The sequence below is a fragment of the Anabaena sp. AL09 genome, assembly GCF_001672255.1.
In the GTDB taxonomy this organism is placed as follows: Bacteria; Cyanobacteriota; Cyanobacteriia; order Cyanobacteriales; family Nostocaceae; genus Dolichospermum; species Dolichospermum lemmermannii.
Map to the genome: position 1 here is coordinate 12,931 of NZ_LJOQ01000020.1, position 24,274 is coordinate 37,204.

General features: G+C 36.7%; 23 protein-coding genes and 1 riboswitch. Of the genes, 14 read left to right on the top strand and 9 right to left on the bottom strand.

Annotated features, from left to right (window positions below):
- A partial coding sequence (locus tag AN490_RS03565; RefSeq protein WP_300000012.1) for a tetratricopeptide repeat protein occupies positions 1–426 on the bottom strand: 426 nt, incomplete at its 3' end.
- Positions 427–533: 107 nt separating this feature from the next.
- Complete coding sequence (locus tag AN490_RS03570) at positions 534–992, bottom strand: NADAR domain-containing protein (protein ID WP_300000014.1); 459 nt, start codon at positions 990–992, stop codon at positions 534–536.
- Positions 993–1,009: 17 nt separating this feature from the next.
- On the opposite strand from AN490_RS03570, the gene AN490_RS03575 reads away from it, so the two are divergent.
- The 3 genes from AN490_RS03575 to AN490_RS03585 all read left to right on the top strand — a co-directional run bounded on the left by AN490_RS03575 (position 1,010) and on the right by AN490_RS03585 (position 6,071).
- On the top strand, positions 1,010–1,144 hold the full coding sequence (locus tag AN490_RS03575; RefSeq protein ID WP_256370355.1) for a hypothetical protein: 135 nt from the start codon (positions 1,010–1,012) through the stop codon (positions 1,142–1,144).
- A gap of 424 nt (positions 1,145–1,568) precedes the next feature.
- Positions 1,569–4,667 carry a plasmid replication protein, CyRepA1 family gene (locus AN490_RS03580; RefSeq protein ID WP_300000016.1) on the top strand — a complete coding sequence of 1,033 codons (3,099 nt, stop codon included), beginning with the start codon at positions 1,569–1,571 and terminating at the stop codon, positions 4,665–4,667.
- Positions 4,668–4,760: 93 nt separating this feature from the next.
- On the top strand, positions 4,761–6,071 hold the full coding sequence (locus AN490_RS03585) for a tetratricopeptide repeat protein (RefSeq protein ID WP_300000018.1): 1,311 nt from the start codon (positions 4,761–4,763) through the stop codon (positions 6,069–6,071).
- Positions 6,072–6,217: 146 nt separating this feature from the next.
- Here AN490_RS03585 and pyrE read toward each other — a convergent pair whose 3' ends face one another.
- Complete coding sequence (gene pyrE / locus AN490_RS03590; RefSeq protein WP_300000020.1) at positions 6,218–6,835, bottom strand: orotate phosphoribosyltransferase; 618 nt, start codon at positions 6,833–6,835, stop codon at positions 6,218–6,220.
- Positions 6,836–7,239: 404 nt separating this feature from the next.
- Here pyrE and AN490_RS03595 point away from each other — a divergent pair, with 404 nt between their 5' ends.
- The 11 genes from AN490_RS03595 (at position 7,240) to AN490_RS03645 (ending at position 19,201) form a co-directional block, all read left to right on the top strand.
- Positions 7,240–7,485, top strand: coding sequence for a FeoA family protein (locus tag AN490_RS03595; RefSeq protein WP_213716835.1), 246 nt, complete (start codon positions 7,240–7,242; stop codon positions 7,483–7,485).
- The gene (feoB, locus tag AN490_RS03600; protein WP_300000023.1) at positions 7,482–9,281 is read left to right on the top strand and encodes a ferrous iron transport protein B; all 1,800 of its coding nucleotides are present in this window, start codon (positions 7,482–7,484) and stop codon (positions 9,279–9,281) included. The genes AN490_RS03595 and feoB overlap by 4 nt, the downstream gene beginning before the upstream one ends.
- An 18-nt stretch (positions 9,282–9,299) precedes the next feature.
- Positions 9,300–9,713: a deoxyhypusine synthase family protein gene (locus tag AN490_RS03605; protein WP_300000109.1), complete on the top strand. Its 414-nt coding sequence runs from the start codon at positions 9,300–9,302 to the stop codon at positions 9,711–9,713.
- 179 nt (positions 9,714–9,892) lie between these two features.
- Positions 9,893–10,105, top strand: coding sequence for a chlorophyll a/b-binding protein (locus AN490_RS03610; protein WP_148764697.1), 213 nt, complete (start codon positions 9,893–9,895; stop codon positions 10,103–10,105).
- Between the two features lie 250 nt (positions 10,106–10,355).
- Entirely contained in the window at positions 10,356–11,255 is a 900-nt protein-coding gene (locus AN490_RS03615) for an MbnP family copper-binding protein (protein ID WP_300000026.1), read from the top strand.
- A complete protein-coding gene (locus AN490_RS03620; protein WP_300000036.1) occupies positions 11,252–12,400 on the top strand; it encodes a methanobactin export MATE transporter MbnM in 1,149 nt (382 codons plus the stop codon). The genes AN490_RS03615 and AN490_RS03620 overlap by 4 nt, the downstream gene beginning before the upstream one ends.
- A 455-nt stretch (positions 12,401–12,855) precedes the next feature.
- A complete protein-coding gene (locus AN490_RS03625; protein ID WP_300000037.1) occupies positions 12,856–14,946 on the top strand; it encodes a TonB-dependent receptor in 2,091 nt (696 codons plus the stop codon).
- A 17-nt stretch (positions 14,947–14,963) separates the two neighbouring features.
- A complete protein-coding gene (locus AN490_RS03630) occupies positions 14,964–15,824 on the top strand; it encodes a (2Fe-2S) ferredoxin domain-containing protein (protein ID WP_300000038.1) in 861 nt (286 codons plus the stop codon).
- A 64-nt stretch (positions 15,825–15,888) separates the two neighbouring features.
- Positions 15,889–17,100 (top strand): ABC transporter substrate-binding protein, encoded by a 1,212-nt coding sequence (locus tag AN490_RS03635; RefSeq protein ID WP_300000039.1) that lies wholly within the window; start codon positions 15,889–15,891, stop codon positions 17,098–17,100.
- Positions 17,100–18,188, top strand: a complete 1,089-nt coding sequence (locus tag AN490_RS03640; protein ID WP_300000041.1) for an iron ABC transporter permease — start codon at positions 17,100–17,102, stop codon at positions 18,186–18,188. Before AN490_RS03635 ends, AN490_RS03640 begins: the two co-directional genes overlap by 1 nt.
- Positions 18,185–19,201, top strand: coding sequence for an ABC transporter ATP-binding protein (locus AN490_RS03645; protein WP_300000043.1), 1,017 nt, complete (start codon positions 18,185–18,187; stop codon positions 19,199–19,201). Before AN490_RS03640 ends, AN490_RS03645 begins: the two co-directional genes overlap by 4 nt.
- Positions 19,202–19,363: 162 nt before the next feature.
- Here AN490_RS03645 and AN490_RS03650 read toward each other — a convergent pair whose 3' ends face one another.
- From AN490_RS03650 to AN490_RS03675, 6 genes are all read right to left on the bottom strand, one after another.
- Positions 19,364–20,143, bottom strand: coding sequence for a hypothetical protein (locus AN490_RS03650; RefSeq protein WP_300000045.1), 780 nt, complete (start codon positions 20,141–20,143; stop codon positions 19,364–19,366).
- A gap of 453 nt (positions 20,144–20,596) precedes the next feature.
- Positions 20,597–21,418: an ABC transporter ATP-binding protein gene (locus AN490_RS03655; RefSeq protein WP_300000047.1), complete on the bottom strand. Its 822-nt coding sequence runs from the start codon at positions 21,416–21,418 to the stop codon at positions 20,597–20,599.
- Positions 21,393–22,205, bottom strand: coding sequence for a cobalt ECF transporter T component CbiQ (gene cbiQ / locus AN490_RS03660; protein WP_300000049.1), 813 nt, complete (start codon positions 22,203–22,205; stop codon positions 21,393–21,395). The genes AN490_RS03655 and cbiQ overlap by 26 nt, the downstream gene beginning before the upstream one ends.
- Entirely contained in the window at positions 22,202–22,504 is a 303-nt protein-coding gene (locus tag AN490_RS03665; protein WP_300000051.1) for an energy-coupling factor ABC transporter substrate-binding protein, read from the bottom strand. Before AN490_RS03665 ends, cbiQ begins: the two co-directional genes overlap by 4 nt.
- Positions 22,491–23,273 (bottom strand): energy-coupling factor ABC transporter permease, encoded by a 783-nt coding sequence (locus AN490_RS03670; RefSeq protein ID WP_300000053.1) that lies wholly within the window; start codon positions 23,271–23,273, stop codon positions 22,491–22,493. The genes AN490_RS03665 and AN490_RS03670 overlap by 14 nt, the downstream gene beginning before the upstream one ends.
- Before the next feature lie 24 nt (positions 23,274–23,297).
- Positions 23,298–23,438, bottom strand: a riboswitch (cobalamin riboswitch).
- Positions 23,439–23,697: 259 nt separating this feature from the next.
- Complete coding sequence (locus AN490_RS03675) at positions 23,698–24,246, bottom strand: fasciclin domain-containing protein (RefSeq protein WP_168652352.1); 549 nt, start codon at positions 24,244–24,246, stop codon at positions 23,698–23,700.
- Between the last annotated feature and the right edge of the window lie 28 nt (positions 24,247–24,274).

Consider the following 24,274-nt stretch of genomic DNA (forward strand, 5'->3'; position numbering starts at 1 on the left):
CCAACTGCGATCGCCCACAGCCCTAAATATGGGTAAAGCTTGGTTGTAAAAGACCAGTGCCTTTTGCTTTTCTCCTAAATCAGAGTAGACAAGACCGATATTATTGAGAGTGATAGCTTCCCAACTGCGATCGCCCACAGCCCGATACAATAATCTAGCCTCCTGCAATTTTTGAATTGCTTGTCGCAGTGACTCTGCTGATCCTTGTTGATAAAGTGCCTTTCCCTCTTCCAAAAGCCGTTCTGCATTTTCCTTTGTTGCTGCTGGAGATTGAGCAATTTTTGAGGAATCATCTTTTGCCAAAACACGGCTAGAGTCAGTAACTGCACTCACACAACCAAACAACAGAATACTAGTAGACAAAGTTATATAGCCCTTACCTACCAGTAACATCAGCCAATCATGTTGTTGTTTTCTACTTTTCATCAGAATTAATACGTGGTAAAATAGCAACCTCTGTTTATAATATCAGCTTTTTTTGATGATATTCTCAGTAAACAATATTTTATACAAGCGACTAGTATAAAAGGTTTTCATCTTTTCAAGAATTGTGAGCGGATTTCTGCACGTACACTCATGAGGATTTTACCGAGATGATTTTCTCCTGTATGATTTGCACCACAGCCCCAGAAACAGTCTGTAGGGGAATTTTCTATAAGCATTTCATCACCTGTGATTAATAATATTTCCCTAATATCAGCATGAGTGATAAATTTTTGTAGTACCCCAATCCGCATAACTTGAGTTTTGACCAATTCCCAATCTGGACGGAAACGACGAGAGGGACAACGCCCTAAAGCAGCAGCCTGTTCAGGACTAACAGCAGCGCGAATTAAAGGTATAATGGGAGCATCGGGACTACCAACAAACTTTTGTGCTTGATAATAATGCTCAACGGTAGGCCAGTCAGTACCGTCAATGTTAATACTGTGGGGAGAAAAGTTAGAAAAACAACCATAGGGCTGGGAAACTTGATAAAAGTAAATAGTCATTTGCAAAATTCTCTTTTATGACTACAGATGCTTTTGAACAAACAAATTGGGTGTGGGAATTTTCCTTATTCCAACAACAAGTAGGGGAATGGATAGAATACCAATTTTCCCGGTTTCAAAAAACTTTACCAGAATTACCGCCTGGTTGTTGAGATACTCACCGACCTAAAGGTGCGGTGATTCTTGACGCTTCACCGACTGACGCTAACCTTTGCTAGTCTTACTCTGTCTCTGCACCCGTTTAGAGTCGTGGCAATGGCCTATCCCGACACTTAGGCTTGGCTGAGTGCAAGCTTTTTTCAAAAAACATATTGTCTATTAAGTTTTTCTGGGGATTTTATTTCTTGGAATTCCCCAAGCTATTGGTAATAATATGACCCGTGCTGCTTCTGAGTTACGCAAACTGTCTATCTATGCTCCTTGCACAGCCCTAACCACACCTTGATATATTCACAGAAGTATTTATCAAAACAAAGTAAAAAAAATAACACTGAAATTTGAAAAATTATTTTATAAAAAATCAGCCTAGCCGTGCTAAAGTTTTGATCTTGTTATATTCCTTAGCTGCTTCAGCTTATGCATCTGCCTTCTTTACATCCACAACATTTTGAAGAATTAGTCAAGAGCAGTGGTATAAACTTAGACTTAATTCCTTTGAATTTCAAATCGCTTCAAGGCATAAATGCTTATGAATATTTGCTGATTTCTGACCAACTCCCTCGCACCAATACAGGGATGATTAAAAACGCTTGGTTACAGCGGTATAACCATGTTACAGAAGGTGGTTGGTGGTGTTCTGGACTAGACCCTCTCAATAATTGGCATAAGATGGAATGGGGATGTTTTAAACCCAACCAACCGCGACAAAATCAAAAAGGTAAATCCATCAAATATGAACATCCTCCCAGCACCCCCACACGCATATTTTGTTTACGCATATCCTTACAAATTTGGCAACAAGTTGGCCAACGTTACAACTTAGCCATACCGGAAAATATTACTATTAATCATGATGGTGAAGCCGAAGGTTTTTGGTCATGGGTAATTAAAAATAAAATAGCCATTGTCATTTGTGAAGGTGTGAAAAAAGCCGCAGCCCTTTTAAGCCAAGGATATGTTGCTATTGCTATTCCTGGTATTAATAGCGGTTATCGAGTTATTAAAGATGAATTTGGCAAAGTTACCCGGCGGCAATTAATACCTGATTTAGCAGTATTCACAAACATAAAACGCAACTTTTATATTTGTTTTGATTTTGAAACCCAAGCCAAAAAAATTGCGGCTGTCAATAATGCTATTTCTCAATTGGGTTGTTTATTTCAACAACAAAACTGTCCTGTTAAAGTTGTCGAACTTCCAGGCAAAGAAAAAGGAGTTGATGAATTTATCATTGCCAAAGGTGCAACAGCCTTTGATAAAACTTATGGTCAAAGCCTAGATTTAGATATTTATATTGCCCAAACCAAACCCCATACAGAGTTAACAATTCCCGCTGCACTTACTGTTAACCGTCCTTATTTGGGAAAAATTGCCTTTCCTACCTCTGGTTTAGTAGGAGTGAAATCAGCCAAGGGTACAGGTAAAACCACAGCATTACAAAGCATTGTTCAACGAGCAAAAAATCATAATCAACCAGTTTTATTAATTACCCATAGAATCATCTTGGGACGGTTTTTATGTGATAAAATCGGGATTAAATGGGGTTTTGAGCATGAATCATGGCGGATAGAAACTGATGAAGTAGCTGTTAAGTGTCCGTTACCAATTACGCCATCTTTGGGATTATGTGTAGATTCAATTTGGAAATTAAAACCCGAAGATTGGCACGGTGCAATATTAATTTTAGATGAGGTTGAGCAGTCTTTATGGCATTTACTCAATAGTAATACCTGTAAACAAAAACGAGTTAAAATTCTTCGTATTTTCCAACAACTAATTTCTACAGTTCTCACAACAGGAGGTTTGATAATTGCCCAAGATGCCGATTTATCAGATGTATCTTTAGAATATTTACAGACCTTAGCCGGAATTAAATTAAATCCTTGGGTAGTTGTCAATGAATGGAAACCGGAAAAAGGTTGGGATACAACTTTTTATGATTCACCCAATCCCACACCCCTAATTCATCAATTAGAATTAGATTTAATTGCTGGACGTAAATGCTATGTTACTACCGATAGTCGTTCTGGTCGCTACAGTTGTGAAACTATTGAACGTTATTTAAAAGAACGTTTACAGAAACTCAGAAGAGAATTTCCTGAAACTTTAGTAGTTAGTAGTCATACTACTAATACACTTGGTCATGCAGCCGTTGATTTGATAGCTGCTATTAATCAAAAAATCACTGATTATGATACTGTTTTTGTTACCCCTAGTTTGGGAACAGGAATTAGTATTGATGTTCAACATTTTGACCGAGTTTATGGCATTTTTCAAGGGGTAATTCCTGACTCAGAAGCCCGTCAAGCTTTAGCAAGAGTTAGGGATAATGTTCCCCGTATTGTTTGGTGTGCTAAACGCGGTATTGGCTTAATTGGTAGTGGCAGTACAAATTATCGGTTACTATCTAATTGGTATCAAGAAAATCAAAAAGAAAACTTAGCTTTATTAAGTCCATTACATAAAATAGATGTAGATTTACCTCTAGTTTATGATCCTATTCATTTACGCACTTGGGCAAAATTATCTGCTAGGGTAAATGCTTCTATTCGTCTTTATCGGCAATCAATGCAAGATGGATTAATAACTGATGGTCATCAAATTCAAATGCGAAGTAATGAAGTCCAAAATAACATTCTTCGTGATTTGCGTTTAGCCTTTTTTGCCACTGAACCTAGTGATGTAGAAAATCGCAAACGGTTAATTGTAGAAATTGTTAAAGTGCAGAAAGATTGGGGACAAAGTCTTCAAAAAGCCAAGGAAATTAAACGCAAAATCAAAGAAATTAAGCAGCAAAATCAATCAGCAGCAGCAAATTCTGTAGCTAATGCTAAAGATATTGACTATGTGGAATATGAACAGCTATTAACTAAACATTCTCTTAGCAATGGAGAACGTCATCAAGTTGATAAATATATTCTCAGACAAAGGTATGGAATTGTAGTTACTCCCCAGCTCAAATTACAGGATGAAAAAGGTTATTATGGACAATTATTAATTCATTATTATCTGACTCATGAAAGTGAATATTTTCATGTAAAAGATCAGCAAGAATGGAGTCAGCAGTTATTGTGGGGTGAAGGTAAAGTTTTTCTCCCAGATTTAAGAACTTATACGTTGAAAGTAGAAGCTATGCGGGCTTTAGGAATAATGCAATTTCTGGAAACAGAAAGAGTATTTAGTGAAAATGACGCTGATTTAATTTGGCTAAAAAATGTAGCTGGACAAAGTAGTAGACATATTAAACGCGCTTTAGGTATTGATTTAGTTAGAGGTAAAGAATCTGTTGCGGGAATTAAGTTATTAAGCCGACTTTTAGGTTTGTTAGGTTTGAAATTACAGCAAGTCAATGATGGTTATAAAATTGATTTAGACACTCTAAATGATGGTAGAGATAAAATATTTGCAGTTTGGCAACACCGTGATGATTTGATGTTAACTACTTTACATAATATGGAATGTGAAATTGTAGATTTATCTAAAAAGTCTCAACAGGAAGCTGTACTGATAAGTTAAACAAAAAAACAGATCCCCGACTTCTCAAAGAAATCGGGGATATATCTGATCTATCTGTGGTAAAATCTATTTTGTGTGCTTACAAGTTACAAAATGAATAAAAATATTGATTTTGATGTTGTTAATGCTTTACACCAACAGGGTTTAGATCATTATCATGATGGTAATTATCAACAAGCACTGGCTAATTTTGATGCGGCTTTAGAATTATATGCTAATTTTTCGATGGCTTATATTAATCGAGGTAATATTTTTCATATTTTAGGTAATTATGAAAAAGCTATTGCTGATTATAATCAATGTATAAAAATCAATCCTAATTTTCCTGAAGCTTACCATAATCGGGGTAACAGTTATTATGCTTTGCAAGAATATCAAAGTGCAATTTCTAATTATAATCGTTCTCTAGAAATTAATCCTAAATTTGGTGCAGCTTACTACAATCGGGGTTTAGTTTATGCCCGTATTCAAGATTATTATCAAGCAATTGCTGATTTTAATCAAGCATTAAAAATAGTTCCTGATGATATTCAAGCATACTATGAACGGGGTTTAGTCCATAGTAATTTGGGAGATTATGAAAATGCCATTAAAGATTACAACCAAGCATTACAAATTAATCCTACATTAGTTTCAGTATATGGTTTTCGAGCAAATGCACATCACCACCTGGGAAATTATGAAAATGCGATTATTGATTATAATCAAGCATTACAAATTGATCCTCATTTAGCAACAGCTTACTATGGAAGGGGCATGGTACGAGAAGCTATACAGGATCTTATTGGTGCAGTTGCAGATTATACTCAAGCTATAGAAGTATCTCCAGAATTTGCCTCAGCTTACTGTAAGCGAGGAGATGCTTACAAGTTGTTAGGTAATATACAAACAGCTATTCAAGACTATAACCAAGCATTAAAGATAGATTCTGATTCTTTAGCAGCATATTATCATCGAGGAAGTAGTCGTTATATAGCTAAAGATTTTACAGGAGCAATTAGTGATTTTACTGAAGCTTTACGATTAGATTCCCAGTCTGCTGTATTTTATAGCGATCGCGCTAATGCTCGTTATGCCCTAAAGGAGTATCAAAAAGCTATATCAGATTATACTCAAGCCATCAGCATTAACCCTAATTTAGCTGAAGACTGGTTTAATCGAGGTCGTAGTCACTTTCTAGTAGGAGAATTAAATATCGCATTAGCAGATTTAAACCAATCTATTCAATTGCAACCACGCTATCCTTTAGCTTATTTAGTCAGAGCAGACATACATAGACATTTGGGGAATCAGCTAGACGCAATCGCCGATTTCCGTAAATCTGCTGATCTCTATTCTCAGTCAGGAAACACGCGATATTACCGGGAGATTACCAATCTGATTTCCAGAATTTCTCAGTCGTGAACAGGGAACAGGAAACAGGGAACAGGGAACAGGGAACAGGGAACAGAGTATAAATTTATTTACTTCCTTCTTCCTTCTTTCTTCTTTCTTCTTCCTCCTGATAGCGAAGCGTGGCGTTAGCCATACTCCTCAACTCCTGCTATAAATTAATTAATTTCTCGATAGCGTTTTTGAAGATCCTGAATTGTGAATAAAGCCTCAAATTGTAACCCAGCCGACTCATATAACGCCCCACCACCTTGCAATCTATCTATTAGGGAAATTACCCTGTCTACCGTATAACCAGCCGCCTGTAACCGCTCCACAGCCTTGAGCGCAGATTGTCCAGTTGTTACCACATCTTCCAAAACTACGACTTTTGCACCCTGGGGTAAACTGGGACCTTCAATGTAAGCCATTGTCCCGTGTCCCTTGGCTTCCTTGCGAATAATTAAAGCTGGTATCAGTCTATTTTCATACACAGAAACCACACTAACTGCGGAGACAATCGGATCAGCCCCCAAGGTTAAACCAGCTACAGCTTGAGTATCTTCAGGCAACATTGGTAACAATAACCTCGCCATAGCCAAAGCACCTTGAGGATGGAGTGTGACTTGTTTACCATTAATATAGTAAGAACTACGTTGTCCAGAGGAAAGAACAAAATCACCTTCTTGATACGCAAGCTGGCAAAATAAATCTAGTAGCTTTTGACGGAGAGTAGTTAAATCAGTGGTAACTGCCCAAATATCTGTGTTGCTAGAGGTTTGAGTGGAATAAGACATTACAAACAATTAAAAGTTGTGTTAAACCAAAATTGAAACTCAATAGAGTTATATTTATTAAGCATAAATTAAGATTTACCCAAAACGTAGCGAGAATTAAATTAATTTAATTCTGTCCGCAGAAACGAGCTTGGCTTTCGCGCTGAGAGTGTCAATCTCCCTCTTCGCTGATGACTACCTTACCTCGAAAGATAAAGTAATTGTAGATGTTGTAAAACAGTCATTATCAAGATCCCCGACTTCTTAGAGAAGTCGGGGATCTGACTCTTACACGCAAATCAAATAGATTTGCTATGTAGTACAAAATTACAAAAAACTGCTTGAAATAATTTCTGATCTTTTTTGTAAAAATATGAGATTATATTGATAATTACTCTCAATACAACTGAGAATTTTTCTAAATAATGGTAAAAAATCATCTTGGCTTGTTACAGCCTGGTCAAATTGCCACAATTACTCAACTGCACAGTGAATCTGGATTACAACAACGCCTTCTAGCAATGGGTTTCCGCACCGGTAGGCAAATTGTGATGTTGCGTCGGGGATGGCTTTCTGGTCCACTCCATGTCCGCATTGGCACAACAGAAGTGATGCTACGTTGCCGGGAAGCTAGAGAAATAGAAGTTATAAATGTGAGTAGGGGAATATGACTATCAAACAGATTGCGGTTTTGGGAATGCCAAATACTGGGAAATCTACCTTTTTTAACCGTTTTACAGGTGCTAATGCGAGTATCGGCAACTGGCCGGGGATGACAGTAGATTTGATGATGGCAAAAATCAAGGTTGGTGAGGAAGAAGCCGAGGTAGTAGATTTGCCGGGAATTTATGATTTACGGGGTTTTTCGGAAGATGAAGCCGTGGTGCGGCGGTTTTTGGAAAGTACACCAGTTCACTTAGTAATAATTATTCTTAATGCAACTCAACTTGACCGCCAAATTAGTCTAGCTTTACAGATCAAACATTTACATCTTCCCGCAGTATTATTACTAAATATGGCAGATGAAGCCCCAAAATTTGGGGTGAAAATTGAGCCTAATAGAATAGCCAAGCATTTGGGAATACTAGTGCTGCCCATTAGTGCTAAGTATGGTGATGGTTATGATCAAGCAGTAAAAGCGATCGCACAAACTCTCCAGCAACAGCAAGAAGCAGTCACAGCAGGTTCTTTAGCACAGTGTTCTGCGTGCGATAGCAAAATTGCCTCAGAAATGAGCAGCTTATTGGAGGATGCAGTGTATACTCCGGAACAAGTTGAGGAAAACCTGACAACACGCTTAGATAGAATTCTGTTACATCCAGTATTTGGCTTACCGTTGTTTTTTGCAGCCATGTTTTTGATGTTCCAGATAGTATATGCCCTGGGAACACCTGTGCAAAAGTTTATGGGAGATACCCTGGACTGGTTTAAGGGAGTAGCACTAGAACCAGTATTAGGCGGTTTACCAGCATTTTTGAAAGGTTTCTTAATTGACGGTCTTTATACTGGTATGGGAACAGTTGCGGCTTTTATCCCCATCATTGTTTTATTTTTCTTCTGCATGGCCATTGTAGAAGATAGTGGTTACTTGTCGCGTTCAGCATTTTTGATGGATGCTTTTATGGAACGATTGGGGTTAGATGGTCGTTCTTTTGTCATGTCGTTGATGGGATTTGGCTGTAATGTCCCCGCAATTATGGGAACAAGGGTGATGCGTTCCCCTGGGTTGCGAATGCTTTCCATGCTCGTTATCCCCTTTTCTTTGTGTTCAGCACGACTGAATGTATTTATTTTCATGACTACAGCTTTATTTTCTCCTCACATTGCACCTGTAGTTTTATTTAGTTTGTATTTATTTAGTTTTGTCGCAGCTATTTTGACCGCATTTTTGTTTAGAGGCAGATATCCGAATAAAGAACCATTGGTATTAGAATTACCACCTTATCGCTTTCCCACCATCAAGCAAATGTGGTTACGTGCTTGGGGAGAAATTAGACATTTTTTAAAGTGGTCAAATCGGTTTATTATCTTTGGTGTGGTAGCGATTTGGTTATTAAATAATTTGCCTTTTGGTGTCCCAATTGCCAGTTCCCAAACATTATCAGGAATGATTGGTCAAGCCACACAACCATTATTAGCACCAATTGGAATTAATGCTCAATTGGCTGTAGCTCTGATTTTCGGCTTTATTGCTAAAGAAATTGTTTTAGGTGGTTTAGCGGTAATTTACGGTAAGGCTGAGGGTGCAGATTTAATGGGGACTATTGCCCATCAAATAGATTGGGTACAGGCTTATAGTTTTATGTTATTTACTCTCCTTTATGTCCCTTGTTTGTCAACTGTTGCTGTTTTGAAAAGTGAATCTAAAAGTTGGAAATTTGCAGTTATATCTGTAGTTTGGTCTGTTGGTTTAGCTTGGGTAACAAGTTTTATTTTCTATCAAAGTGCAAGAGCTTTAGGATTTTAATTTTTCACAGCAATTTTTATCTGCTTAGACCATTCCACGAATGGCTCAGATTTCCGGGAGTTAACCCAGTGTAAACTAGCTTCAAACTATACTGGCTTGGTGATGATTGGTGGTGGTGTGCCGAAAAACTTTGCTCAGGATACGGTGGTAGCAGCGGAAATGCTGGGTTTTGATACAATTATGCACAAGTATACAATTCAAGTTACCGTTGCTGATGAACGAGATGGGGCTTTATCTGGTTCTACTCTCAAAGAAGCGCATTTTTGGGGCAAGGTGGATAAAGCTGCTGAACAAATGGTATTTGCAGAAGCAACTGTGGCTTTACCATTGATTGCGGGCTATGCCTATCATAAGGGTAATTGGCGCGATCGCCAACCACATCATTTAGCTGATTTATTTACCAAATCTCAATCTAAGGTACTTGCAGTATAGGTTTCCTCAACGGCTTTGCTGACAAATTTTTTCCTTTCAGCCCTAACTGAACTTGATTATACGGTATACCTAACAGACTTTGTACGGTATCCCGTATTTTTTATTTATGTCAAGCCCTTGCAAAAAATGTTTACAAAATGTTATATTAATTTACATAAGAAAACAAAAAAGAAAAAAACATGACAGCTAAAGGCTTTACCACCAACGAACTCGGTCAACTCAACAGCTTTGCGATTGAACCCAAAGTATATGTAGACGAAACCCCAAGAGTAGGTTTTACAGAATACGCAGAAAAGCTCAACGGACGTTTAGCAATGATTGGTTTTGTCTCACTCATAGCTGTGGAAGTAATCACAGGAAATGGCTTTATTGGATGGTTGACAAACCTGTAAATCAGTTTTTGAATCAACAAATAAAACATTAATTAAATTAGGAAAATATTAAATAATCTCACATGGAGTCTTAGTTTTTTAAACTAAGGCTTCTTTTGATTTAAATATGTAGCGATTTCTCCAAACCCACAAAATCGAAAATCAAGTTTGACAGTTTGTCTTTTGACTTAGTGATTTATTTAACTGAAAATTGAATACAGTAGAGATACGGCTACTTTCAGACTAACTTTATATATTCATACAAATAACCATGAAACGGCAATTATTATTAACATCTACCACAACAGCAGTAATTATTTTGGCTGGAAATTTTGGTGATGTTACCAAAACTGTAGCTCAAACGAGTAACACCCAAGAAGTAAAAATTAATTTTCAAGCAAGAGTAGATAAACAACCTTTTGAATGCGGTAAAACCTATACTTTAGGTAAACCAGCCACAAAAGTTACTCCTGATGACTTCCGTTTTTATGTATCTGATCTTGCCTTAATTGATAATAATGGTAAATCTATACCTGTGAGTTTAACACAGGATGGAAAATGGCAATATCAAAATGTCGCTCTTTTAGACTTTGAAAATAAATCTGGTGGTTGTGCTAATGGTACAGTCGAAACACGCAATCAAATTGTTGGGACAATACCCAAAGGTAATTATCAAGGGTTACAATTTACTTTAGGTGTTCCCTTCAATCTTAATCATGCTGATTCTGTCACTGCATCATCACCATTAAATCTGACTTCTTTATGGTGGAATTGGCTATTTGGTTATAAATTTGCTCGTTTGGATTGGAAAACCCAAACTCACGATTCTCAGGTAAAGCATGGTGAAAAAAGTGAAAAATCTCAGGGTTTTCCGATTCATTTGGGTAGCACTGGTTGTCAAGCAATTGAGGGAAGTCAAAAACCATCAACTTGTAGTAATTTGAATACCTCAAAAGTCATTTTCACCAAGTTTGATGTTAATAAAAATGTCGTAATCGCTGATATCGCATCCTTAATAGGAAACACAAATTTAACAATTAACAAAAAAAATACACCTCCTGGTTGTATGTCATCTCCTGATGATAGTGACTGCAATGTGATTATGACTAATTTCGGTCTACCTTTTAATGGTAAACCTGCTGCTAAACAGAAATTTTTTAGAGTTGAATGAAATTATCTCGCTGGTTCACCTTGCTGACAATTTGTCTGTACTCAGTTTGTTTATCAATGGGAATGAGTACAGCTATTTCTGCATCTTCAACTTCAGCATATAATTGGAATATTCCAGTTTGGATGCCTAAACCAACTGTACCAGCCGATAACCCGATGAATTCCCAAAAAGTGGAATTGGGAAGACATCTTTTTTATGAGCAACGGTTATCAATTACAGGTGAATTTTCCTGTGCTACTTGTCATCTGCAAAAATTGGCTTTTACTGATGGTAAAACGGTAGCAGTGGGCGCAACTGGGGAAAAACATCCTCGTAACTCCATGAGTCTTGCTAATATTGCCTACAATCCCGTATTAACTTGGGCTAATCCTTTAATAACAAAGTTAGAAAATCAAGCTTTAGTGCCAATATTTGGGGAACATCCAGTAGAAATGGGGATGGTAGGAAGGGAGAAACAAATATTAGCAATGTTGCGGGATGATTCAAAATATCCGCAGATGTTTAAAGATGCTTTTAGAAATGAGAAAAATCCCATCAACCCCAGCAATTTAACGAAAGCTTTAGCAGCTTTTGAACGCAGTTTGATTTCTGTGAGTTCTCCCTATGATAAATATCGCTTTGGTGGTGATGCTAATGCCATTTCTCCAGCAGCGAAACGGGGTGAAAAATTATTTAACAGCGAAGATTTAGAATGTTTTCACTGTCATGGGGGAATTAATTTTACAGATTCAGTTATGCACGAAAAATTAGCTTTTCAAGAAATTGCTTTTCACAATACTGGACTTTATAATATTGATGGCAAAGGTTCTTATCCAGCAAATAATACCGGTGTTTATGAAATAACTTCCAAACCAACAGATATGGGTCGTTTTAAAGCTCCTACTTTGCGGAATATTGCCCTTACTGCTCCCTATATGCACGATGGGAGTATAGCGACCTTAGAAGAAGTAATTGACCATTATCAAGAAGGTGGCAGAACTATTCATACAGGGGAACTTGCCGGAATTGGTAGTACAAATCCTTTCAAAAGTGAATTTATTAGTGGGTTTAAATTAAGTGAATGTGAAAAACAGGATTTACTGGCATTTTTACGAAGTCTGACTGATGAAGAGTTTATTAAAAACCCCGCTTTTAGTAATCCATAAGGAGATAAAGTAACAAAGTAATTATCAATATAAGTAGGTGAACTGAAAAATTTAAAGGTATGTGAAGAAAAGTAAAATCGCCCAAAACTCTCTTCCTGTTCCCAGTTAAGAGTTCCCTGTTCCTACTTAGCATTTCCTAGTCTAATGAAGTACAAAATTATCCGCGTTTATCTTGCTATAACGACAATTTTCAATGCCAACCTATTTAGACATCAGTATAAAAAGTATGCTGCTCTTGGTGACTAGTTGAATTGAGGCCAAACTGCTATTGCAATTTTTACTATTTATGCGATAATGATTATTATTCTCACATAAATGCAGTGCGACTTCTTTCTATCTTTATTGTTGCAGTCTTTTTCTGGCGTGTAATTGAGTAAATTACCGTCCTGGTTAATGAAAAACACTGCTACTTTGACTTGCTCAAATTTTCAGTTATACAGGTGTTTAGGTAAAAAATGTCTACTAATTTAGTTGCGAAACTGGGAATTCAAATTGTTGCATCTAGTGTAACTATGACCTTGGGCATATTGTGTGAGAATTACAAAGTTATAGCAGCAGAAATTCCCCAACACGAAGAACCAGTCACAGAGAAAATTACTCAAAATACACCAGCAGATACTGAAGAAAAAGAAGCTGATATTGAAATAAATGTCATTGAAAAATTATTAAATGAACCTGTTTTTTCACCCTTTCGTCAGGAAGGAACAGTCAAAGATTCTACTCGGCCAATTTATGTAATTACGGGTGAAGAAATGGCAGCGCAAGGTGCGAGAACTGTCAGAGAAGCGCTTAAATTTCTGCCTGGTATATTAGGTGATGGTACAGTAGGAACAGAAGTTAATGCTTTAAGTGGTCAATTAATTCGTGGTTCTAATACTGGTCAAGTATTAATATTACTTGATGGTAGACCAATTAATAATGTGGGAAGTGGTGGTTTTGATCTTTCTGAATTTACAACTAATAATATTCAAAGAGTTGAAGTATTACCAGGAGGAGGTTCAACTCTGTATGGTTCTGATGCAATTGGGGGAGTAATTAATATTATCACCCGTCGTCCTACAGAGAAAATTACCACAGAAGCAAAAGTCAATTTTGGTGCTTACGGACTTAACCAACAGAGTATTCAAAATAGCGGTAAAAAGGGTGATATTTCTTGGGTTGTAGGTTACAACCGTACCCAAGCTGAAAATAATTATCCTTTTTCTATTCCTGAAGCTAATTTTTCAGGAACTCGAAAAAATAATGATGCACTTTATAACAATTTCAATGTCAAATTAGAAGCAGATTTAGGAAAACGAAATACTCTAAGTTTTTCGACTTTATATTTAAATAAAGAACAAGGAACACCAGGAGGAGTGCCAATTCCTTTTCCAGTCAATGGACAAGCTTTTTTTAATTCACTTACAGATAAAAATCGCAAATACACAGATCAAGTTTTAACTGATTTAACTTGGAATTCAAAATTAGGAGGTGGAGATGATTCTTTATTAACAGCTAGAGTTTATGGTGATTTTTTGAATACTCGTTTTGATCCTAGTGGTTCAAGTCGCTTTGAAACCAACCAAACTTCCTACGGAATTCAAACTACACACAGTTGGAATTTTGCTAAAAATCAAAGTTTAGTTTATGGCTTTGATTATCGCACTGTCAATGTTCGGAATACTTCTTTTAGCTATTCCACTAATAAAGAAACATTGAACTATGATAATGATATTAATCAAGGAGCATTATTTGCCAAATATGAAGTAGCATTAATTCCTAATTTAACTGTAAATTTAGGTTTACGTCAAGACTTTAGCACCTTGGTAAATGGTTCAGTTACATCTCCTTCTGTGGGGACAAAATTTGCTGTTTCTGACTCAACAACTTTAAGAGCAAATTATATTCAAAATTTCCGAGTTCCCACCATTGCTAACTTATTTAATGTCAATCCTAGCAATATTGGCAACCCAGAACTTAAACCAGAAAGAGGTGATAGTTATGATATTGGTATTGACCAAAAACTTGGTGATATTGGTTTACTAAGATTAACCTTTTTCAAAAATAGTGTATCAGATACAATTGCCTTTAAGCGACTGATACCACCAGTAAATGGTAATACAGGAACTTGGGAAAATATCGGACTGGTGGAAACTACAGGAATTGAGGCTAGTTTGAATTTGCAACTGGCCAAAAACGTTTATACTTTCGTTAATTACACAGCAAATGATCCACGTATTTTGAAAAGTTCTAATGCGGCGGAAATTGACAAAGAACTGCGCTTTGCTGGTGCAGATAAATTAAATTTGGGAGTTTCTTATGAAAATCCTCAAGGTTTGTATTTAGGTTTATTAATGAATTCCTTAAATGGATATCCTACTAATAATACAAATACAGAATTTTTATCTGGTTATACCACCTTTGATTTTAAACTGCGTGTACCTTTAAATGATAAACTGGTGGTTACAGGTAGCCTGGAAAATCTCTTTAATCAGCGTTATCAGTTGTTTCCTGGTTTTCCTGACGGAGGGAGAGGTTTTCAAGTTGGTTTGAGTTCTACGTTTTAATACAAGGAGAGTTTTTTATGGCTGATTTTAATTGTTGGGTAACACCAGTAAATGAAAAAACAATTGAAGCTACGGGAAATGATTGGCAAATTGAGTATGAGTTTTTTGATTGTCAAGGTGATGTTCTGGCTTGTTTAGCTTATACTTTATTTCAAGAAAATTGGCATCAAGTTGGTTTGGGACATTTGGAACAAGGTAGTGTTTTAGAGTTGGAGTTTCATGAAGCACCTAAAAAATGCGTTCTCTATGATGGATATTTAACTGTTATTACTAGAGATTGGCATTTTCATTTATGTATTGAGGAAACTCTAGGTGGTCCTAATGCTGAAACTTCTATCGAAGTAAGACAGCAACGTTTGATTAGTAAGGGTGCATTTTATAGAAGGATAAATCCCGAAGGAGAACCGAGAAGTTGGGGTATTCAATTTTGGAATGGTGCTGGTGAAAAGGCTATGACGATATTTTTACCTAATCCCTATGTAGAGGATGAAAATTTGCTTCCTGAAGGTAAGGCTGATTTTAGAAAGTTGGATTTTTATCAGGAACTTAGAGATGTTTATGTATTAGGTAAAAAGCCCATTCCTTTTACTAAAAATCCTCTCAAATGTGCCTATATTGCAGTTTGCACTTCTGGACGTTGTTATCCTTCTCGAAAATGGCAACCTACTTTTGAGGCTTTAAAGGCTGCTGTTGAGAAGGCGGAATTAGATTTGGAAGTGAGAACAAGTGGTTGTTTACAGGTTTGTAAGTTAGGGCCTGTTGTTTATCATTCTACTGATAGAACTTGGTACAGTCGTGTTAAGCCGGAAGTTGCAGAAAGAATTGTACAGGAACATTTGGTTGAGGGGAATAAGGTTGTTGAATATATATATCCTTAGTTGGTGTTTTTCTGGGGTAATTTTCTCACGCAGAGGCGCAGAGGCACAAAGAGAAATATGGAAGATGGTTTTTAGGAAGTCTCAGGTTATTATTTTTCTATGTCAGTTGTTTTTAGTTGCTGTTTTGGTTGTTTCTTGTCAAGGTTCTCAGAATAGTCCGGTTGTTAGTTCAGTTAATAATGGCTGTGTTCAAAAGTATGATTCTAATGTTGATTATTTTCCCAATAAGGTGAAGGTTACTCATGCTATCGGTTTTGCAGTTGAATATTATAAAAACTACAAAGTCGTGACGATTAAAAATCCCTGGAAAGATGCTAAAACAGGTTTTAAATATGTTTTGGTTCAATGCGGTACACCAATACCACCAGGGTTCGAGAAATCCCAAATATTTACTACACCTGTAAGTTCTGTGATTTCTCTTTCTACAACTCATTTACCACATTTTTCTAAGTTAAATGTTGTTGATAAGTTAATCGGTGTTAGCGATATTAAACAAGTAACTACACCAGATTTTATTGACAGAATCAAGGCTGGTAAGGTGGTATCTGTTGGCAATAATTCTACTGTGAATGTGGAGAAAGTTTTAGAACTTAATCCTGAGTTAGTTACCACTTTTGGTACTGGAAATCAACAAACTGATAGTTTTCCTAAGTTGTTGGAATCTGGGTTAAAGGTGGCGATAAATGCTGAATATATGGAAGATACGCCACTGGGGAGAAGTGAATGGTTAAAGTTTACTGCTTTATTTTTTAATAAGGAGGAAGAGGCGGAAAAAATCTTTGCTGCAATTGCTAAGAAATACGAAGATATTGCTACTAAAGCTAAAGCTGTTAAAAATCGTCCGACTGTGTTTGTAGGCTTCAATTTTAAAGGGACTTGGTATACACCAGGTGGTAATAGTTATGTGGCTAAATATCTAGCCGACGCAGGTGCAAATTATCTTTGGAGTGAGGATAAATCTTCTGGTAGTTTACCTATATCTTTTGAAGCTGTTTTTGAACAGGCTGCTAATGCTGATTATTGGTTGAATCTTAGACAATCTTGGAACAGTTTAAAAGATGTTGTGACTGAAGATAATCGTTATGGTGATTTTCATGCTTTCAAAAAAGGAAATCTCTATAATAATAATGCTCGCCTTAGTCCCAATGGTGGTAATGACTACTGGCAAAGTGGTATTAGTAACCCTGATGTGGTTTTATCTGATTTAATTAAAATATTTCATCCAGAAATATTACCTAATTATAACCTATTTTACTATCAGAAAGTGAATAAATAATGTTAATCAAAAAGCATGAGGTTATTAATAAATTTTTACTCTGGAAATTTATTAATAAGAAATATTTGATTTTCTCGATTTTACTACTATGTTTAATTTTGGCATTCTTACTGGATTTAGGTTTTGGGGCTGTGAATATTCCCATTCATGAGGTTATGAATATCTTGCTGGGACAAGAAGCAGAAAAGACAACATGGACAAATATTATTCTTAAATTTCGTTTACCTAAAGCTTTAACTGCAACATTAGCTGGTGCAGCTTTAGGGGTAAGTGGCTTGCAAATGCAAACTCTATTTAAAAATCCTTTAGCGGGTCCTTTTGTATTAGGAATTAGTTCTGGTGCAAGTTTAGGAGTAGCGTTGGTTTTACTGACAGCAAGTTTGACTGTACCGACGTTATTAACTGATTTAGGAATGATTGGTGATTTTAGTTTAGTCATAGCGGCAAGTTTTGGTGCAGCATCAGTATTAGGGTTGATGTTAGTTGTTTCCCGTCGTGTACAAGATACAATGACTTTATTAATTTTAGGTTTATTATTTGGATATGCGACAAGTGCAATGGTAAGTATTTTGTTGCAATTTAGTTCACAAGAACGGATTCAAAGTTATATAATGTGGACTTTTGGAAGTTTCACTGGGGTAACTTGGCAACAATTAGCTATTTTAACTCCAGTTATTTGTGTAGGTTTATTAATTGCTGTGCTGCAATCAAAATCTCTCAATGCACTTTTATTAGGTGAATCTTATGCACGCAGTTTAGGGTTAACAGTCCAAAAAACCAGATTTTCTGTGATTAGCAGTGCTTCTATATTAGCAGGAGCGATTACTGCTTTTTGTGGACCGATAGCATTTTTAGGTGTAGCAATTCCCCATCTTTGCCGCAGTCTTTTTAATACTTCAGATCATCGGATATTAATTCCTAGTGTTATTATTATGGGAGCAATTTTAGCCTTATTTGCTGATTTGGTTGCCCAAATTCTGATAAATCAAATGGTTTTACCTTTAAATGCTATTACTGCTTTGATAGGAACTCCTGTTGTTACTTGGGTAATTCTACAACGTAACTCTAGAAAATCTTTTCCGTCATGAGTAACTCAATTCTGAAAACTCATAATTTAACTATTGGTTATAAGACTTCCCAGAAAACTATTCGGAATGTTGCATCTAATATTTCTACATCTTTGCAAACAGGAGAATTAGTTTGTCTACTTGGTCCTAATGGTGCTGGTAAGTCTACTTTATTGCGAACTCTGGCAGGAATGCAACCACCAATTGCTGGGGAAGTCAAACTTTTAGAAAATGATATTTACAAGTTACCACCACAGGAATTAGCAAAACTTTTAAGTTTGGTATTGACTGAAAAAATTGATGTGGGAATGTTATCAGCTTACGCTTTGGTGAGTATGGGCAGATATCCTTATACTGACTGGTGGGGAAAGTTAACACCTGAAGATGAGGAGATTATTAATTGGGCGATGAAATCTGTGGGAGCGGTAAATTTAGCCCAACGGAATGTGAGCGAATTAAGTGATGGTGAACGACAGAAAATTATGATTGCTAGGGCTTTAGCGCAGTCGCCTATGGTGATGTTATTGGATGAACCAACAGCATTTTTAGATTTACCACGCCGGGTGGAAATTATGCAATTGTTACGTCAATTAGCAAGGGATACAAATCAAGCAATTTTGCTTTCTACCCATGATTTAGATTTAGCTTTGCGCCTTGCTGATAAAATTTGGCTGTTAGGAATTAATGGTATTCTTCACGTTGGCGCACCAGAAGATTTGATATTAAGTGGTGCATTTGCTGATACTTTCCGCAGTGAAGGTGTGGAATTTAATATTTTTTCTGGGGAATTTAATCTGCATATACCTGAAAAAGGAACAGTTAATTTAATAGGTGAAGGTGTTGCTGCTATTTGGACAATTCGCGCCTTAGAAAGAGTAGGATTTACAGTTTTACAAGGTGGTAAATCTGCACAAATTACAGTAGAAGTTATTTCTAGTCCTGAACAATTTGTTTGGCAAATTACCAAGAATAGGGATGTTTCTATATATTATTCTGTGTCTGAAGTAATTAAATTTTTGAACATCATTAGATAGTATCCGCTCAATAAATGGGGGTGGACTACCTGTTCGGGAACGATTTTACGCCATTTGAGGCTTGTCATGGAAGGATTTACCCCGGATTATTGAGCGGTTACATTAGATAAATCATGAATGGGAGATGTAAATCTCCCACTTCTTTAACAAATTGTCTTTTGATTAAACAAGATAACTGGTATTTGGCACAATGGGAAATATTGCATACTCATACCAAGCTGTCCAGATAAAACTCCGAATCCAGCGTTGACGTTTTTCTGCACTTAATTCATACGCAAATGCACCGGAAGATTCATCAATGGAAGATAAATGGGAGTTACAACCACAGCCATGTTGATAGGTAAAACCGTATTTGGAGGCTATACTTTGCACTTTCATTTGGATTGCAAATACCTTACCTGCGTGGAGGATAGCATCCCAAGAACGTTTATGTTCTATATCCCGTTGATCAAATCTTAAAGCCCGTTCTTCAAACACATGATCTCGATAAATTGGAGCTAAATGCACATGATAGAAACTAGCTGGTAAATCATATCCAAATTCATCAAAAAGTTCTAACCCAATGCGAGCTACTTTTACTTCGTTACTGTACTCAGAACCCTTTGATTCAAGATTATGTAGAACTTCTGCAAAGTTTGGATAGTTATGAACCATAAAGTCATGTCCATAAAATTCCAGAGTTTCCTGTGCCATTTGTCCAAATAGCTGGGAAAATGACGGTATTAAATGAGATAAATGGGGGCGTTCATTAAACAAATCAACATCACCATATTGCAGTTTATATTGAAATAACTGCGCCATTTCCACATAAATTTGTGGATTACTGAATCTGACGTTTGCTCTACCTTTAGCGATATCTTGCCATACAGAAGGTAGTTGAGAAAGGGTAACGGCATTTTCACCAACAATGACTGCAACACTAGAGAGTTCTTGAAGCTGCATATCTGATTCCCACAGAGAGTTTAATTAGTTAAGTAGGTGGACGTGAAATAACCAAAATGTGTAACGATATGTAAATTTACCTCAATACGTTATTCTGGTTGAGTTTTAGCCATTTCACAAAACGAGATATATTTTGATTTTCCTCCGCCCACCTACTTAGTTTACTGTAAAGAATCCCTTTTTTATCTTTTCAACATAATAATAAATGTTTGAGAGACTGTCTTTTGACATTTAACTTACAAGTAGGTTGGGTTGACGCAAGGAAACCCAACATTTCGGAATTTTGTTGAGTTGCGCTTCCAACATTTCGGAATTTTGTTGAGTTGCACTTTCAACATTGTCGGAATTTTGTTGGGTTGTACTTCCAATATTGTCGGAATTTTGTTGGGTTGCGCTGTCGCTTAACCCAACCTACAATATATGCACAAAAATATATTACGGTTAAATCTATTTTCAACCATCTTTTAATATTCGTTGTCGGACTCGTTCTATAATTATTCCCTCTTCAGGAGATAACCCATTAACTAACATTTCATATATTAATGGTACACCCAATTCTAATTCTTCCAAAAGTGTCCGCTGGCTAAATACATCTTCTGGTGTTCCTTCTAGCATCAATTGTCCTTGATCCATGACAAAAACCCAATCTGCCCAACGATAGACTAAATCTAAATCGTGAGTTGCCATTAATAGAGTATTTCCATTTTTATGAATTTTCTTGAGGGTTTTCATCAAGTTTCGAGTATGTCTTATATCTAAATATGCCGTTGGTTCATCTAATACTAAAAGTTGTGGTTGTAGTACCATGATATCAGCTATGGAAACTCGCTTTTTCTGTCCTAAACTTAAATGATGTACTGGCTTTTCTGCTAAATCAGTTAACCCAAACTCAATTAAAGCTTGTTCGACTCGATTCTTAATTTCTGTTTCCGGTAAACCTAAATTACACAAACCATAAGAAATATCTTCCTCAACCGTAGAAGCTACTAATTGTTGTTCTGGATCTTGAAATACTAAACCAACTTTTTGGCGAATTTTACTGAGATGTTGACGATTATAAATTAATGGTTTACCACACCATTTGACAATACCAGAGTTTGGTTTATAAAGTCCATTAGCTAATAAGAAAAGTGTGGTTTTTCCACAACCATTTTGACCAATTAAGGCACACTTTTTACCGGAAGAAATCCTCATGGTTAAACCATTTAAGGCTGATTTTTCTGAACCTGGATAAGTGTAATGTACCTGTTCAAATTCGAGTAAATATTCCTGCATTTTGGCAAATTTCTAATCCTATTAATAATACACAGCCACAAATTGCTTCAATGATATATCGTGGAGATGAACGATAACGTCGGGGATGCCAAAATCGCAATTCACCACTAAAACCCCTTGCTTGCAATCCTAGAGAAAATTGACTATATTGTTGTAGAGTCCGTTGTAATAATTGTCCGATTAATAATGCTAAACTTTTCATGCTAGTATGCCAATTGCGGTAGCCACCACGAGAATTTTGTGCTGTCAATAATTCATTAGCTGTTTTGAGTAAAATGAAAATAAACCGATACATTAGTAATAGCAAATCAGTTAAAAGTGCTGGAAATCTCAACTGACGGAGAGTTTGCAAAATTTCTGTGAACGGGACAGTTAACATGAGAAAATATAAACAAGATGTAGAAGCTAATGATCTAGTTACAATTTCCCATGCTTGAATAATGCCACTACGACTGATATAAATATAGAAATGTCCAAAATTTAGCCCATACCATGAGTCTAATTGTGCAGTTTGCAAATTAGCAATTGCAACTCCATTTACCATTAGTGCTGGTAAACTTGTTAAACAAAAAACTATGGTAAACATTAACAATCGCCAATAAACACCAACCGGAATTTTTGCATAAATTACTGTCCAAATGCTCATCCAAATTACTATCAAGATTTGGACTAAAGGATGAGCGCAAAGAGAAATAATCAGAGTCGTCAATGCAAAAATAAGTTTATGTTCTGGTGGTAATCTTCTCAGTTGATTAGTATAAGCTAAAGTATCTAATTGTAGGGTCATTCTTCACGTTTTGGCTGTTGAGAACGTCCTTTATAAATACCTATTGCATAACCAACTACTCCCGCACCTAACGCCGCTTGAGAGGCAAATAATAAACTAGCTATTTCTCCACTGGCTGGTTCAAATGGCGATTTAAACCAGGGTTTATATTCAGGTTGGATTTCTGTAATAGCGGCTTTGGCTCTATCATCAGAACCAGCAAATTTACCACCCCGCACAAATATTAATGGTGCAACTGCTAAAGCTAAAACGCCTAATATTAAAAACCAGTTATTTAAACTTTTTTTAGATTGGTTCATGACTTTGATTTTTTCCCTTAATTAATTGCAGAAGTTCCAATTCTTGAGGATTATAAGATTGTAACCAGTTCCAAACCAAGACAGTTAGTAATCCTTCACTAATTGCTAAGGGTACTTGAGTAATAGCAAAAATTCCCGCGAACTTGATAAATGAAGCGATAAATCCGCCCACAGGTACAGGAAAAGCCAAGGCAAGTTGGATAGAAGTAATAATGTAGGTGAGTAAATCTGCCAAAGCCGCGGCTAAAAATATGGCGATTTTTTGTTTACCACTCAGGCGCATTGTGAGATTATAGATCCAATAAGCTGCGAATGGGCCAGCGATCGCCATCGAAAAAGCATTTGCACCCAAGGTAGTTAATCCACCATGTGCCAGTAACAAAGCCTGAAATAACAAGACTAAGCTACCCAAAACTGTCATGGTCAGGGGTCCAAACAGCACCGCACCTAACCCTGTTCCTGTGGGGTGAGAACAGCTACCTGTGACAGAAGGGATTTTCAACGCTGACAGCACAAAGGTAAAAGCACCAGCCAAACCTAACAAAAGTTTCAATTCTGGGTTAGCTTGGGTAATGCGAGTCAGACTCCGCAATCCTAAAACAAAAAATGGTAATGCCACAACCCACCAAAATATCGCCCATTGCACAGGTAAAAACCCTTCCATAATGTGCATTGCGTAGGCAGGTTTGGGAAAATTAACTACCAGGTAAAAACTAATAACAGCCATGAAGATGAGATTAACTAACCCCGGTTTTTTCCTAGATATCATCTGTACCTCGCAGATTTATATAAACATCTTTTCTTTTTTATCGGCGGGCATCCTGACTCACCATATTATGGCTCACAGTTGCGGGACAGCGCCGGATTTGCACCAGACTTTCCCCCTCACGTCCAATGGCTGTTCCCCATCAGAACCGATTTTGGTAACTATATCACATAAAAATAAGAAATAAATCACAATATCATGTTGTTAATCTGCAAGGTGGCAAAATAAATCTAGTGTCAATTTACCCAACTACTTACAAGTCATTAAAAGTTGTGTTACACCGAAGTTGAAACTCAACAGACTGAATACCATTTTGGAAATTTACTACGTCAGTAAAAATAATGGGTTCTGGAGTTTGATTTACTCACCCCAGAACTCAAGACTATTCTGCAAATCATCCCACAAATTATTGGCTTGAAAAAAAATTCTACAACTTCACGTCAGGGGGAAGCAGCACTTTGTCAATTACATGAATTACGCCGTTACTAGCTTTGACATCTGCTTTGGTAACTTTAGCATTACCTATAGTGACTCGACCTTTCTTAACTTGAATCTTTACTGAAGCACCTTCAACTGTTTTGACATCACCAGCCTTGATGCTTTTAGCAGTAATTTCCCCAGGAACTACATGATAGGTCAAAATCTTGACTAAGGTGGCTTTGTTTTCTGGCTTCAACAGTTTTTCTAAAGTTCCTTTTGGCAAAGCTTTGAATGCGGCATCTGTAGGTGCAAATACGGTGAATGGTCCTTTAGCTGATAAGGTTTCGACTAAACCAGCCGCTTTGATAGCTGCTACTAAGGTTGTGAAAGAACTGTTACCACTGGCTACTTCTACAATTGTCCCGACAGTCTGTGTACTGGTATGGGGTGTAGCAGGTTTTGCCGCAGGCTTAGTTCCAGCGAAAGCGGGAACACTGACGAAAAGAGTTGTGGCTGCAATGGCAATACTAACTGTTTTGGTAAATAGGGAATTCATCGTTTTTCACGGTTAAAAGTGTTTAAGA

Excerpts from the sequence above, each read along its gene's own strand:
- AN490_RS03570 (WP_300000014.1), bottom strand. The coding sequence starts at position 992 with ATGACTATTTACTTTTATCAAGTTTCCCAGCCCTATGGTTGTTTTTCT.
- AN490_RS03575 (WP_256370355.1), top strand. The coding sequence starts at position 1,010 with ATGACTACAGATGCTTTTGAACAAACAAATTGGGTGTGGGAATTTTCC.
- AN490_RS03580 (WP_300000016.1), top strand. The coding sequence starts at position 1,569 with ATGCATCTGCCTTCTTTACATCCACAACATTTTGAAGAATTAGTCAAG.
- AN490_RS03585 (WP_300000018.1), top strand. The coding sequence starts at position 4,761 with ATGAATAAAAATATTGATTTTGATGTTGTTAATGCTTTACACCAACAG.
- pyrE (WP_300000020.1), bottom strand. The coding sequence starts at position 6,835 with ATGTCTTATTCCACTCAAACCTCTAGCAACACAGATATTTGGGCAGTT.
- AN490_RS03595 (WP_213716835.1), top strand. The coding sequence starts at position 7,240 with ATGGTAAAAAATCATCTTGGCTTGTTACAGCCTGGTCAAATTGCCACA.
- feoB (WP_300000023.1), top strand. The coding sequence starts at position 7,482 with ATGACTATCAAACAGATTGCGGTTTTGGGAATGCCAAATACTGGGAAA.
- AN490_RS03610 (WP_148764697.1), top strand. The coding sequence starts at position 9,893 with ATGACAGCTAAAGGCTTTACCACCAACGAACTCGGTCAACTCAACAGC.
- AN490_RS03615 (WP_300000026.1), top strand. The coding sequence starts at position 10,356 with ATGAAACGGCAATTATTATTAACATCTACCACAACAGCAGTAATTATT.
- AN490_RS03620 (WP_300000036.1), top strand. The coding sequence starts at position 11,252 with ATGAAATTATCTCGCTGGTTCACCTTGCTGACAATTTGTCTGTACTCA.
- AN490_RS03625 (WP_300000037.1), top strand. The coding sequence starts at position 12,856 with ATGTCTACTAATTTAGTTGCGAAACTGGGAATTCAAATTGTTGCATCT.
- AN490_RS03630 (WP_300000038.1), top strand. The coding sequence starts at position 14,964 with ATGGCTGATTTTAATTGTTGGGTAACACCAGTAAATGAAAAAACAATT.
- AN490_RS03635 (WP_300000039.1), top strand. The coding sequence starts at position 15,889 with ATGGTTTTTAGGAAGTCTCAGGTTATTATTTTTCTATGTCAGTTGTTT.
- AN490_RS03640 (WP_300000041.1), top strand. The coding sequence starts at position 17,100 with ATGTTAATCAAAAAGCATGAGGTTATTAATAAATTTTTACTCTGGAAA.
- AN490_RS03645 (WP_300000043.1), top strand. The coding sequence starts at position 18,185 with ATGAGTAACTCAATTCTGAAAACTCATAATTTAACTATTGGTTATAAG.
- AN490_RS03650 (WP_300000045.1), bottom strand. The coding sequence starts at position 20,143 with ATGCAGCTTCAAGAACTCTCTAGTGTTGCAGTCATTGTTGGTGAAAAT.
- AN490_RS03655 (WP_300000047.1), bottom strand. The coding sequence starts at position 21,418 with ATGCAGGAATATTTACTCGAATTTGAACAGGTACATTACACTTATCCA.
- cbiQ (WP_300000049.1), bottom strand. The coding sequence starts at position 22,205 with ATGACCCTACAATTAGATACTTTAGCTTATACTAATCAACTGAGAAGA.
- AN490_RS03665 (WP_300000051.1), bottom strand. The coding sequence starts at position 22,504 with ATGAACCAATCTAAAAAAAGTTTAAATAACTGGTTTTTAATATTAGGC.
- AN490_RS03670 (WP_300000053.1), bottom strand. The coding sequence starts at position 23,273 with ATGATATCTAGGAAAAAACCGGGGTTAGTTAATCTCATCTTCATGGCT.
- AN490_RS03675 (WP_168652352.1), bottom strand. The coding sequence starts at position 24,246 with ATGAATTCCCTATTTACCAAAACAGTTAGTATTGCCATTGCAGCCACA.